Here is a 12,595-nt window from a genome sequence, read left to right on the forward strand (position 1 = left end):
TTAAGGACTTTTTAGACGACTTGGTACAAAAGGACTTAGCGACCAGGGTCTACTACTCGTTAGACGTTAGATACGCACTACCCCATCCTGATGGAGATGTTGATGTCATACTAGACGATCAGCAAGTACATATTATGCCACCTTTTAACAAAAGACCTGAGGGGTTTATCGCACCAAGTTATGTAACTTACTGGGGTATGAATGAAGCTCTTTTAGAACATTACAAGGGTTTAGACTTACTATCTATACCCCAGTCTTAACAGCTAGCACATACCTACCGTCTCTTAAAACTCTGGCACCTCTTTAACGCTAGCCCCGGCATAGTGTCTTAGTATCACCTCTGGACTATTGCCAACTAAAGCAGCTACCTGAGAGACCGTTAACCCGTTAGCTAGTGCCAGAGTTATAAAAGTATGTCTAGTGTTGTAGGGTGGTCGGTAGCGTTCTACTAGACCCTGACGGACTAACTTAGTCACAATACCCCGGTAAGTTTTACCGCCCACTGTACAACCCCGCCAGACCTGGTTGGTAAACTTTCCGTTATGGATATGTAGCCCGACCGGGCTAGGAAAAACTAAGAGGTCTGGTTTAGGTCTGTTCGGTCTAATAGTCTCTATTAGCAGCCTTAAAGGTCTATTGACCGGGAACCTTCTAGTCTCTCCGGTCTTGGTAGACTTCAGTATATTTAACTGGCTGTCATAAGACTTGGAGAAAATAATATAGTCTAGATCAGAGTTGATATCCTCCCAGGTGAGCGCGATCGCTTCACCAGGTCTACAGCCGGTAGCAAATAAGAAGGACACAAAGCTGTAATAGTGGGTAGCCCTAAAAGCCTCTAAGATCGCCTGACGTTCTGAGACGCTAAACGGGTCTATCTGGTTATCTACTTTTGGTCTCTTGATATCTCCAGCGGCACCTAAGAATGGGTTAGTCTCGATCAGTCCGGAAGACTTAGCCCAGTTACAACAGGCGCTAAGGTAGGTTAAAACTCTCTTAGTCGTACCCGCAGAATGCTGAGTTAGTAACCAGTCCCTTATCTCTGTAGCGTGGTTGATATCCTTAGTCGGTAGCCGGTCTATATGGTTTTTGTATTTTCTCTTATAGTCTTTCTCGTATGTCGTCTCAGCTAGCTGAGGTCTCATATAGTCTGAATATTTAGACCAGAGACCAGCGAGGTCTTCTGGTGATAGTTTAGATACCTTTTGCTTTTGCTGGAAAGCTGACTTATACCGTTCTAGGCTAGTGTCTAGGTTTCCGGTCTTAATGTCGTCTTCTATTTGCCAAGCGACCGCTTGTGCTTTCCTAAAGTCTTCCGGGGCTAGTCCGGTGCTGATATATCGACTACTGCCGTCAGCTACCGACCGGGGTAGTCTTAGTCTTAGCCGTCCGTTCTTTTCCTCTATTCCTATCGCTGTCTTGGTAGCCATCTGGTAGCCAGAATGAGACTAAACCAGACTAAGAGGTAGTATTCTAGAGGAAACCAAGCATCTTTCTTCGGTTTTGCAGACCTCTGCCTTACCACTTGGCTATGCCGCCGCAATTGCAGATTCTTAGTATACCAAAATTTTTTCCGGACGCATTGACTCTGTACGAATTGGAAGACTAGTCGCTATATTCAAAGCTGATGCAGGTTATCTGATGTGATGACGATCACAGGAACGGGGTTCCTAGATCGCAAGTCTTTGATGATCTGAAACGCTAATCTAATACGAATCTCCAAATGTAAGTGGATTTACGGAATGGTTGACGTTCGCCTACTGCTGGGGAAGTTCGTCAGCTTTGGTTATCTCTAAGCGGAGAATCGCCTTGGTTTGACCAAAAACAGCCATCTGGGTGTACTGACTTGCTAAGTATTTTTTTGAGCAGCGACCAGAATACCTTTTCATTACAGAAACTATGACTCAAGCCAACCCGCTTCTGATTGCTCAAATTACAGACATTCACTTGTTCGCAGATACCAAAAAGGAATTGCTAGGGCTTCCTACTGCCAAGTCTTTTGATGTAGTTTTAGAGCAATTGCACCGAATGTGCCCTCAGCCGGATTTGCTATTGCTAACAGGAGATTTGTCCCAAGATGGTAAGCCGCAATCTTACACGCGGTTGGCAGAACTGCTGAGTCCTCTGGGAATTCCTACTTACTGGCTACCGGGCAACCATGACCAACCATTGGTTATGCAAGAGGTATTAAATGAGGCTCCGATTTGTCCGGAGAAGTCGTTTGAAGCGGGAGGGTGGCAGTTTTTATTGCTCAATTCTCACGTACCAGGTTGCGTCTATGGCAAACTATCTTCAGAAAGCTTAGTTTGGCTAGACCAGCAGCTACAGCGTGCAGATAAACGTCCTACCCTAATTGCTTTACACCATCCCCCTTTTGTCGTCGATTCCGATTGGCTGGATGGCAGTTCATTACAAAATTCAGAGGAACTATTTGCTGTCATCGATCGCCATTCTCAGGTGCGGTTGGTTGTTTTTGGTCATATTCATCAAGAATTTTATCGGCGGCGCGGTGAGGTTCATTACTTGGGTAGTCCCTCTACGTCAATTCAGTTTGAACCGCATAGCCACCAGTTTTCCTTAGATGAGGAAGCGCCAGGATTTCGTTTATTTAATCTGTATCCAGATGGCAGGATTGAAACTAGGGTGGAACGGGTTGCTTACGCGCATGAGTTGGATTTGGCAGCTACTGGTTATTAGGATAGAAGTTGGTATTTTTAAAAACCCGTTTTCTTGAAGAAAGCGGGTTTTTTTTGACGCGATCGCGCTTCCAAGCGATTATTTTTACTTACAACAGTTGCGCGATCGTATCCAACATGGGTGAAAACACTGAGCCGTTATTTGCTGAGAGGAGGATATCCTTTGAGTCAAAGGTTACATCCCACCTCTACTCCCCTATTACTCATGACACCACCAAATTTTTGGGAATCACTTACTAAGACAGCAACAAATCTTGGAGAAGCTGTTGGCAACACTGCATCGCAAGCAACTCAAGCCGCAGCAGAAACAGCGACAGGCTTTGGGGGAGTTGTTAGCAGTGCTGTATCACAAGCGAGTAAAGCAGTAACAGAAACGGCTATGGCGGTTGGAAAAACTACCAGAAAGCCAGTAAGTTTACCCCAAACGTCTGAGGATGATCGCTTAGCCTTTTATGGTGCGCTTTTTGCAGTTGCAGCAGCAGATGGCTCAATTGATCCAGAGGAGTTGAACCTAATTTTAAATACTCCCGATCTGGATAATATGTCTGAATCTGCAAAGCGTCAGGTGCAGTCTTATGCTATTAATCCGCCTACCTTAGAGGACTCTTTAAAAAAACTGTCTAAGGCAGATGATACGCTTCGCTTTGGTTTAATGTTCTATATTCTGAACCTTGTTTGGGTGGATAAGGTTCTTAACCCTGGTGAAGCAAAAGCAATCAAGCTAGCTCAAGCAGAACTGAAAATCACAGATGAGCAGGTGCAAGCTATACAGGCATTTGTTCAGAAGATGGGAGAGATTCGAGAACGTGGATTAAATGATGATTATGCAGTTAATGCCATGAAAGAAGCAACTTCAGTTCTCGTAAAAGCAGGTATTCCCGTCACCCCCTTCTCTTCATCAGAAACAGCAAATACCCAGACAAGTTTTGAAACTACTTATTCAGATGATCTGTTTTGGGAAAAGCTTGGAAATTTTGCAGTGCAAGCTGGAAAAAATGTTGTTGAAAACGCTTTAATTCTTTTCTATGCTGCTGAGCATCCAAACACTCCAACTAACCAAAAACTAATTGTATATGGAGCATTAGCTTACTTAATATTGCCCGTAGATGCTGTTCCTGATTTTCTTCCTGCTGTAGGATTTGGGGATGATATAGGTTCCTTAACGACTGCCCTAGGTATGATTGTTTGGAATATCAACTCTGAAGTAAAAGAAGCTGCAAAGCAGAAAATGCAAGAGTGGTTCGCCAAGGATTAATAAAATTAGTTGATAAGATTCATGAAAGCGATCGCTTCCCATTTGACAGGAAGCGATCGCTTTTTCCTTAATCTCCAGTAGCAAAGGCCCGCAACTGGCACTGATTACTACTAGACTTCACAAAGACGAGCGATATTTCAAAAGCTGATAGATAAAGCGATTTTGAGCGATTTTGCACGCCTTTATTCGCTAGCTTGCCAATGCACGAAAGGACGCCCAGATGCCACGGTTTTAGAAACAATCTTGGTATAGCCAGGAACCCAATTAAGATTTACGCGAAAATAGACTTTGCCATTGCGAAACTCGAAGCTGTAGGAGTGTAAATCTGGAGAACTGGCCTGACCGACACAGGAGGCATAAGCTTCTTGCAGTGGAGCTTCATATTCCACAAACGTATTGCCTGAAGATGAAATTTTCCCATTACTCGCGATCGCTTTCGTGTCAGCGACAACTGTATGATCGGCAGCACCTTCAGAAGGTAACAAGACTGTCCAAAGTCCGACTGATGCGGGACACGTTCCTGATTGCTGTTCTACAGTCAATTGTTGGTTGGGTTGTTCTGAAGACACATCGGATGCTGGCTGAGCTAACGTCGAAGTAGATGTATTCAGCAGCAACGCAGACAAAATTCCTAAAGTGGTCGCGAATTGTACGGGTTGAAAAGGGGGAATTTTGGAGAGGAATTTTTGGGAAATTAAAGTCGTTAGTGCCATTTGAAGTGCCTGCCAGCGTCTCAAGTGAAGAGCCTCTATAAATAGGATCGCTTGGCGCAGGCGCGATCGCCCTCCTACAGATTGGTTAACCCGATCGGGTGATAGATCCGTATTTTTTCGGAAATCGGAAAGATAAATCTTGAAGATTAGATGATGAATTTGTTCCCAATTCATCATTTTTCATGATGTTTTTGGAAAATTCATTCTTCTGACTGCTGCCTTTGGCTTTCAACCCATCAAAAGACTTTTATCGGCACGAAGGATGAAAGCCTCCACTGCAATCGAACAAAAGGGTTAAAAAGTGAACAAAACCATAAGTCAGAGTCAAAAAATTTCCTATTCAGAAGAGCGTGTTTCTACTAGACTGTATGCGAAAACTAGCCCCATGTATTGCTCTAATCTCCTACAAAGTGTGGCGGAAGCGACTCACCAACTGCTGACGAATCGCGATTTTGCAGTCGGCCTGAATCAAGCTTTAGCAACTTTAGGCAGAGTAACGGGAGTAGATCGAGCTTATATTTTTGAGATTCATCCTCATCCAGAAACCCGTGAATTAGCCTTTAGCCATCGATTTGAATGGACAAAAGAGTTTGTAACGCCTCAAATTCACAATCCCAATTTACAAAACCAGGCATTGGCGGCTTGTCGCATCAGTCGGTGGTACGAAGATTTGCAAGCTGGGAAGACAGTTCGGGGTTTAATTCGCGAACTTCCAAATGACGAACGGGAAGTTTTAACAAACAAGCAAATCTCCTCTATATTAGTTGTCCCAATTTCTTGTAATGGCAAACTTTGGGGCTTAATTGGCTTTGACGATCGCCGCTACGATCGCCAGTGGTCAAAAGATGAGGAAGCTTGTTTGATAACGATGGCAGCAAGTTTCGGGAAAGCGATCGCTCATCAGCAAACAACTGAAACTTTACGGCAAAGCGAATTACGGCTGCAACAAATTACCGCTAACGTACCGGGGATGATTTTTCAGTTCCTTCAGCGTTCGGATGGTTCCCAGGCTGTCCCCTATGCCAGTTCCGGTTGCCGCGAACTGTTTGAATTAGAGCCGGAGGCGATTCAGGCAAATTGTGGCAAGGAATTAATTTATCCCGACGACCGCGAGGCTTATGAACAATCCATCGCGGTTTCGGCGGCGACACAGCAACCTTGTAAATGGGAAGGTCGGATTCAGACTCCCAGCGGCAAAATTAAATGGATTCAATGCGCTTCTCGACCAGAGAAGCAACTCAATGGCGATATTCTCTGGGATGGGTTGGTAATGGATATTACCGACCGAAAGCGGGGTGAGGAGGCGCTGCGAAGTTCTGAGGAGAAGTTCGCATCCGCTTTTCGTTCCAGTCCTGACTCGATAACGATTACCACCCTCAAAGAAGGACGATACATTGATGTCAACGAAAGTTTCCTCAATCTTTCAGGTTTCCAACGCTATGAAATTATTGGTCATACGACATTGGAATTAAATATCTGGGTGAATCCAGAAGACCGCATCAAAGTTATCCAGCAGGTACAGGAAGAAGGTGCTGTCCGCAATCAGGAATGCGAGTTTCGCAACAAGTCCGGAAGGGTAATAATAGGGCTTTTCTGTGCCGAAATCATCAACTTGGAGGGTGAGCCGTGTTTGCTGACAATTGGGAACGATATCACTGAACGCAAGCAGGCGGAAATGAGGCAGCGCTTGGTGCAAGAACGCGATCGCTTGTTGGCAGAAATGGCGCTGCGAATCCGCAAATCGCTGGATTTGGACGAAATTTTTAACACTACCGTGGCAGAAGTCCGGTCGTTTCTGAAAGCCGACCGGGTCTTCATCGCTTCCGATACGACGGGAAAAGGCAGGGTAATGGCTGAATCCGTAGAACCCAATTACCCGCCGATTATGAACTGGGTACTTGACGATCGAAGTTCCCTGGAGGAGATGCGAACCTTGTTTGAGGCGAATCAGGTTCGAGTCGTTGAGGATACAACCCAAGCGATGGTTCACCCAGCGATCGCATCCTATTACCGCGATTATCACGTCAAAGCCGCCGTGGCTGTCCCAATTCGCGTGAAAGGCGATCGGTTATTGGGTGCATTAATTGTTAATCAATGCAGTGGAGCGAGGCGCTGGGAACCGATCGAGATTGATTTGCTAGAACAATTGGGAACCCAAGTTGCGATCGCCATTCAGCAATCTTGCCTCTTCCAACAGGTACAGGAACTCAATACCAACTTAGAATGCCAAGTTCGGGAACGTACCGCTCAACTAGAGCAAAAAATCCAGGAAGTTCAAGAACTATACGAACTGAAGGATGTCTTCCTCCATGCCGTTTCCCACGACCTGCGGACGCCGCTCACCGGCTGGTTACTGGTGTTGCAGAATTTGTTAACAGCGAATGGCAATGAACAAAAGACAATTCCAGTGTCTCGGTCAATTTTAGAGCGGATGATTCAAAGTAGCGATCGCCAACTCCGCTTGATTAACTCCTTGTTAGAAGTTCACACCAGCGAAGTGCGAGGTTTTGTCTTGCAGCGCGAACCAGTTCAACTTAACTCTCTCATTCAAGAGATTGTTGAGGATTTTGAGCCGTTGTGTGTCAAAAATCAGGCAATTCTGATCGATCAAATTCCTTCTGAACTGCCCACAGTGAACGCCGATCCGCTTCAGCTGCGGCGTGTGTTTGAAAATCTACTCACGAATGCTTTTAACCATAACCCACCCGGACTCAGGATGATTCTTAGGGCGACCGTTGAAGAACAGACGATTCGCTGCACTATTGAAGATAACGGTGTTGGGATGAATCCAGAACAATGCGATCGCGCCTTTGAACTTTATGCCCGTGGTTCGCAAGCACGACGCTCAACGGGTATTGGTTTGGGATTATATCTTTGTCAACAGATTGTACAAGCTCACGGTGGCAAAATTGGCGTGACTAGTTCTCCAAAAGCTGGTACAACCTTCTGGTTTACTTTACCTTTTGCAACGTCACCATAAACAGAAAGATGTTATTAGTCTAAGAGCTGTTTTATGCCTGCTTACTAGACCAATCTGATTTAATTTATAAGATGCTAGTCCTTTAGATACCCAACTTCTTAGAGAAGTTGGGTATTTCGTCTTCAATCCAACCGAGAAACGCAATAATAGGACTCTTGTGCTGACTAGATTCCTATGCTGACTAGATAAAGATGCCAGATGAATGAATCCTGGTACATCCTTAACGATGGCTACTAACCAATAACTAAAGCATGGTTAAGAATCACCCGATTGGGTGATTCGCTAAAAGAAGGTTAAATGTATGGTTCCCTCTTAAATTAGAAAATAAACCTTTGAGCGATCGCTCAATCAGTGAAAATAATTGAAAATCAAGTTTTGCTTGTTATCGTGGCAAAAAAATTATTACTTTTGATAGAACAAAGAGATTAGGCTTTACCTTTTCTATGCCAGTTTTCTTACAATCACCTATGGACTGCATTTTTGAAGCAGGGATGGGAATACTAAAGGATGAAGGCTATAAAAAAATGAAAAACCAGAAAAGTTGAAAGTTACCCCAAAGCGTAGCTTTTCACACTTCGGACTTCATTTTTCAGGGTTTTCAGCCTGTTAATCTAGTGAAATTGTTGAAAAATGGTTGAGTTAAAAAGAAGTGAAGTAATTGCGAATGCCTGAATATCTAGAAGCCATCCGGGAGTGTTGTCGGGACGAAGCCGCCTTTGAAAAGCTTAAACAAATTCTGGCTGACGGCGAGATTGAAACGATTCAGAAAACGACAGACAAGCTCAGACAGCAAGAATCGAAATTTCAAAGAATGGTTGCCAACATACCGGGCATGATTTACCAGTATCTGCGGTGCCCGGATGGTCGTGAGTCCATCGTCTGTGCCAGTCCCGGGTACCAAGAATTGTTTGAGTTAGAACCAGAAAATATTCAGGCGAATTTTCAACTGCTTAAGGATTTAATTCATCTCGACGATCTCAAAGGGTATGAAGAATCTGTAGATATTTCTGCCACCACGCTGCAACCTTGGGCTTGGGAAGGTCGTATCGTCACGCCTACTGGCAAAATTAAGTGGGTACAATGCGCCTCCCGTCCGGAAAAGCAGGCGAACGGTGATATTCTCTGGGATGGCTTGCTGATGGAAGTGACAGAACGCAAGCGAGCCGAAGCAGCACTAGAGCGAGAACGCAGATTATTTATCAGAGGGCCGGTTACGGTCTTCCGCTGGATTGCCCAAGAAAATCGACCCGTGGAATACGTCTCGCCCAACATCAGTCAGTGGGGCTATCAATCGGATGACTTCATTAGTGGCAGGGTAACGTACGGTAGCGTTATTCATCCCGATGACTTAGCTCAAGTTGAGGCTCAGACTCAAGCGTATGATGCGGCTGGCTTAAATTTTCAGGAACAGGACTATCGCCTGATTCGCTCTGATGGCGAGGTGCGATGGGTTTATGAATTCACCAGCGTTGTCCGCAATGACCAAGGGAACATCACCCACTACGAAGGATATATTCTCGATATCACCAAGCGAAAGGAGGCGGAAGTCCAACTCCGGGCTGCGGGAGAACGCGATCGCGCTAGCATCTGCGCTCTGAGTGCGGCTCGCTTACTAGGAGAGATTGCGCTGAGAATTCGGCGATCGCTGGATCTCGATCAAATTCTCAATAACACCGTTCACGAGGTTCGGCAATTTCTGCAAGCTGACCGAGTTTTCATCGCTCACTTAGATACCAATTCTCAAGGCAAAGTTGTAGCAGAATCAGTGGTACCGGATTGTCGATCGATTCTCGGCTGGGTGACAAGTGACCGTTACCTCAGAGAACTTAAATCCTTCTTTAAACAAGGTCAGGTTCAGGCAATTGATGATACAGAGAAAGTTATTAAATCTCGCTTTCACACTGCGTACTACGCTCAATATCAAATTAAAGCCAGTTTATGCGTTCCCATTCTGGTAGGAAACGAGTTTTTTGGAATGTTGATCGCCAATCAATGCAGCGGATCGCGTCATTGGCAGCAGTTTGAAATTGAATTGCTCTGTTCGCTGGCAACCCAAGTCGCGATCGCCATCCAACAAGCACAACTTTACGAACAAGTATCCACTCTGAATACCTGTCTAGAGCGGACTGTCGAGGAGCGCACTGCCCAGTTACAGCAGGCAGTGGCACAACTCCAAGAAATGAACCAACTCAAGGACGTTGTTTTACATACAGTTTCCCACGAACTCCGGACTTCGGTAATTGGAACTGTAATGGTGCTAAAAAATTTGCTCAATCAGCCAGCGGAAAAAATTACCCTTTCTCGTTCAATTGTCGAACGCATGATTCAAGGGAACGAGCGGCAATTGGGAATGATTAATTCCTTGTTAGAAACTCATTCTAGCGAGGAAGAGGGCATTATCCTCCACTGCGAGCCTATTCAAATAAAGACTCTGTTTGCAAAGATTCTCCAAGGCTTAGAGCCAACGCTGTCGCAAAATCAAGCGACACTAACGAATCTTGTTTCCGCTGATTTACCCTTGGTCATGGTCGATCCAGCTCAGTTACAGCGAGTTTTAGAAAACTTATTCAACCATATTTTGAAGCATAATCCCCCCAAACTGAGCCTACATCTGAGCGCCACCATTGAGTCTCAAAGACTGCGCTGTACGCTTCAGGATAACGGTATCGGGATGAGCCAACAAGAGTGCGATCGCTTATTCGATCTTTATATCCGAGATCCGAGATCCAGTTGCTCGACTGGCACTGGTTTAAAATTGTATCTTTGCAAGCAAATTATCACAGCCCACGGCGGGGAAATTGGAGCGAATAGCAGTCCTGGATTAGGGACAACCTTGTGGTTTACATTACCTCTAAATCGGGATGCTTCTTAGCCTTTTAGTCTTTGAAGTTATATCGAATCCGGTTAATTCATCAACCTTATAGAAAAATTTCTTGACGCCTCTCCGTAAACGGAGAGGCGTCAAGAGAGTGACATTCCTTCTTTAGTGAGGAATCTTACTCAAAGCGTGCCAAGTGCGATCGCCAACAATTCCATCCGCAATTAAACCAGAGCGCCTTTGGAAAGAGCGCACCGCTGCATCTGTTGCTGGGCCGAAGTTTGGGCTAGGTGCAGCAGTAAAATCGCCAGTTGTCTGTAAAAGACGCTGAAGCGTGACTACGATTTGACCTTTGCTACCTTTTTGCAGCACTGGCATATTGACGGGCGCACCCTTGTAAAGAGCCTGCCAAGTCAGATTTCCTACGATGCCATCTTCTTTCAAAAAGACGCGGTGCTGGTAAGATTTCACTGCATTTTCAACGACGATATCGAAGATTCCATCAATGTCACCGTTATAACTTCCCCAGTGAGTTAAAAGTCTTTGTAGTTCCTCAACCGATGCTCCTTGGGAACCGCGCTGAAGTACAGGTTTGTTGGTCTGGATGTTAGCATTTGCTTGAGTATTAATTGGAGCTTGCATGGTTAGTGTTCCTTGAAGTGATTTGGTGTTCCTTACACTTACTAAGGTAATGTTTAGCTCTCAGCTTCCACTTCACCCAACTAGCTCATTCTTTTGGATGATATTGATTCTTACCACCTTTTAAAAAAGCTTTTATTTAAGTGCTAATGCTTGGCATTTCTCAAAATCATCCATTCGGGTGAATCAAGAGCGTGAGGTAGATAAAATAAATCATATTATTTTGATAACTACTGTTTTTTTAAACAGTTGAATTGTATAGATAGGATTTTTTTTAAAGTGTTGTTGACCATCTAAGTAGCTGGACACGATTAAACTAAAGACTCGTGAGTTAGTTTGCTTAGCCTTGGCAATCTTTCATCTAGCTTAAGATAGAATTGATGTTCACCCAGTTGGGTGAGACAAGGGGATGAAGTGCGATCGCTTCTAATCGTCTTAACCTGAGACCTGACACTGAATTCAAGGGTGCATGGTCATGTTGTCATTCTACTTATACGCTCGACGCATGGGGTTTATTCTGATTCACCCGGAGGCAATTACAAAAACTCCCCGTCTGACTAGCAGACAGTCTTTAATTGAGCCAAAACTACAGGTTTCGACGCACCAACAGTCAGCACAGTTTACGGAAAGTAGACATCAAATCGCACAACTTTATCACTTGGAGCGTCGGACATTTCTGTAGAAATACAATGAATCGCATTCCTACAGAATTTGGTTTACACCAGTCCAGAACGAAGCGCGACAACAGCTGCCTGAACCCGGTCATCGACAGACAGTTTGTTCATGATGCCACGGACATGGGTTTTGACCGTGTTGGGGCTGAGGTAGAGGGCAGCAGCAATCTCCGGATTGCTTTTGCCTTCTACCATTAATTTCAATACCTCTAACTCGCGCTGCGATAGCGTTGAAACACTGCCGGTCACTGAAGGCGGTTTAAGATGGTCAATTACTCGTCGTGCAATTTGCGGATCGAGGTAGGTAGCACCTTCTTGGGCGGCAGCGATCGCAGAGAGCAAGCGTTCTACACTGGCACCTTTGATGCAGTAAGCATCCGCACCACTAGAAAGGGCGGCAATAATCTCGGTTTCTGTCGTATGGGAGGTCAATACCACTACCCGGATATCAGGAAGCGCTGCCTTGATTTGCTGGGTGGCGGCAATTCCATCTAGTCTTGGCAGACCAATATCCATAACCACCAGATCCGGTTTCAGTTTAAGAGCAGCTTCAACGCCTAAATAGCCATCTTCGGCTTGTCCGACAATCGTGAACTGCGGATGAGCGGCTAATGACTGCTCCAAACCCAACTGCATCATGGGATCGTCTTCTACAATCAAAACTCGCAATGGCTTTGACTCGGTTGGTAGATTCTGGGGTGATTCTGTTTCGGAGGGCATGGAATTAAATGGCACTTTACACTTATGGTAAAACCACGCGGATTGGCAGGTAATTCGGATAAAGCGGATTTCCTCAGACCAATCCTAATCCCTTCCGGAATTT

The 12,595-nt window shown here is 45.1% G+C and carries 10 protein-coding genes; 5 read left to right on the top strand and 5 right to left on the bottom strand.

What is annotated here, in order from left to right:
* Positions 1 to 284 precede the first annotated feature (284 nt).
* Together NDA06_RS01770 and NDA06_RS01775 are read right to left on the bottom strand one after the other, a co-directional pair.
* Positions 285 to 1,427: a tyrosine-type recombinase/integrase gene (locus tag NDA06_RS01770; RefSeq protein ID WP_190984640.1), complete on the bottom strand. Its 1,143-nt coding sequence runs from the start codon at positions 1,425 to 1,427 to the stop codon at positions 285 to 287.
* Positions 1,428 to 1,754: 327 nt separating this feature from the next.
* Entirely contained in the window at positions 1,755 to 1,886 is a 132-nt protein-coding gene (locus NDA06_RS01775) for a hypothetical protein (protein ID WP_277877673.1), read from the bottom strand.
* A gap of 10 nt (positions 1,887 to 1,896) precedes the next feature.
* Here NDA06_RS01775 and cpdA point away from each other — a divergent pair, with 10 nt between their 5' ends.
* Both cpdA and NDA06_RS01785 read left to right on the top strand, forming a co-directional pair.
* Positions 1,897 to 2,694, top strand: a complete 798-nt coding sequence (gene cpdA / locus NDA06_RS01780) for a 3',5'-cyclic-AMP phosphodiesterase (protein ID WP_190415375.1) — start codon at positions 1,897 to 1,899, stop codon at positions 2,692 to 2,694.
* A gap of 162 nt (positions 2,695 to 2,856) precedes the next feature.
* Positions 2,857 to 3,948, top strand: a complete 1,092-nt coding sequence (locus NDA06_RS01785) for a DUF1232 domain-containing protein (RefSeq protein WP_242034049.1) — start codon at positions 2,857 to 2,859, stop codon at positions 3,946 to 3,948.
* A gap of 182 nt (positions 3,949 to 4,130) precedes the next feature.
* Here NDA06_RS01785 and NDA06_RS01790 read toward each other — a convergent pair whose 3' ends face one another.
* Positions 4,131 to 4,838, bottom strand: coding sequence for a hypothetical protein (locus NDA06_RS01790; RefSeq protein WP_190984641.1), 708 nt, complete (start codon positions 4,836 to 4,838; stop codon positions 4,131 to 4,133).
* A gap of 124 nt (positions 4,839 to 4,962) precedes the next feature.
* Between NDA06_RS01790 and NDA06_RS01795 the strand changes: the two genes are divergently transcribed.
* Together NDA06_RS01795 and NDA06_RS01800 are read left to right on the top strand one after the other, a co-directional pair.
* Entirely contained in the window at positions 4,963 to 7,641 is a 2,679-nt protein-coding gene (locus NDA06_RS01795; protein ID WP_190984642.1) for a GAF domain-containing protein, read from the top strand.
* 664 nt (positions 7,642 to 8,305) lie between these two features.
* Complete coding sequence (locus tag NDA06_RS01800; protein ID WP_190984643.1) at positions 8,306 to 10,513, top strand: PAS domain-containing protein; 2,208 nt, start codon at positions 8,306 to 8,308, stop codon at positions 10,511 to 10,513.
* 111 nt (positions 10,514 to 10,624) lie between these two features.
* On the opposite strand, the gene NDA06_RS01805 is transcribed toward NDA06_RS01800, so the two are convergent.
* Entirely contained in the window at positions 10,625 to 11,101 is a 477-nt protein-coding gene (locus NDA06_RS01805) for a peptidoglycan-binding protein (RefSeq protein ID WP_190984644.1), read from the bottom strand.
* Between the two features lie 472 nt (positions 11,102 to 11,573).
* Here NDA06_RS01805 and NDA06_RS01810 point away from each other — a divergent pair, with 472 nt between their 5' ends.
* Positions 11,574 to 11,780, top strand: a complete 207-nt coding sequence (locus NDA06_RS01810; RefSeq protein WP_190415360.1) for a hypothetical protein — start codon at positions 11,574 to 11,576, stop codon at positions 11,778 to 11,780.
* A 34-nt stretch (positions 11,781 to 11,814) separates the two neighbouring features.
* Here the strand turns inward: NDA06_RS01810 and NDA06_RS01815 are convergent, their stop codons facing one another.
* On the bottom strand, positions 11,815 to 12,492 hold the full coding sequence (locus NDA06_RS01815) for a response regulator (RefSeq protein ID WP_190428820.1): 678 nt from the start codon (positions 12,490 to 12,492) through the stop codon (positions 11,815 to 11,817).
* Positions 12,493 to 12,595 lie beyond the last annotated feature (103 nt).

Origin of the sequence: Trichocoleus sp. ST-U1, assembly GCF_039961835.1 — a bacterium.
In the GTDB taxonomy this organism is placed as follows: domain Bacteria; phylum Cyanobacteriota; class Cyanobacteriia; order Cyanobacteriales; family FACHB-T130; genus FACHB-T130.

What these genes read in the sequence shown, in the direction of transcription:
- NDA06_RS01815 (WP_190428820.1), bottom strand. Translation starts at nt 12,492, where the DNA reads ATGCCCTCCGAAACAGAATCACCCCAGAATCTACCAACCGAGTCAAAG.
- NDA06_RS01800 (WP_190984643.1), top strand. Translation starts at nt 8,306, where the DNA reads ATGCCTGAATATCTAGAAGCCATCCGGGAGTGTTGTCGGGACGAAGCC.
- NDA06_RS01810 (WP_190415360.1), top strand. Translation starts at nt 11,574, where the DNA reads ATGTTGTCATTCTACTTATACGCTCGACGCATGGGGTTTATTCTGATT.
- NDA06_RS01770 (WP_190984640.1), bottom strand. Translation starts at nt 1,427, where the DNA reads ATGGCTACCAAGACAGCGATAGGAATAGAGGAAAAGAACGGACGGCTA.
- NDA06_RS01775 (WP_277877673.1), bottom strand. Translation starts at nt 1,886, where the DNA reads ATGAAAAGGTATTCTGGTCGCTGCTCAAAAAAATACTTAGCAAGTCAG.
- cpdA (WP_190415375.1), top strand. Translation starts at nt 1,897, where the DNA reads ATGACTCAAGCCAACCCGCTTCTGATTGCTCAAATTACAGACATTCAC.
- NDA06_RS01790 (WP_190984641.1), bottom strand. Translation starts at nt 4,838, where the DNA reads ATGATGAATTGGGAACAAATTCATCATCTAATCTTCAAGATTTATCTT.
- NDA06_RS01805 (WP_190984644.1), bottom strand. Translation starts at nt 11,101, where the DNA reads ATGCAAGCTCCAATTAATACTCAAGCAAATGCTAACATCCAGACCAAC.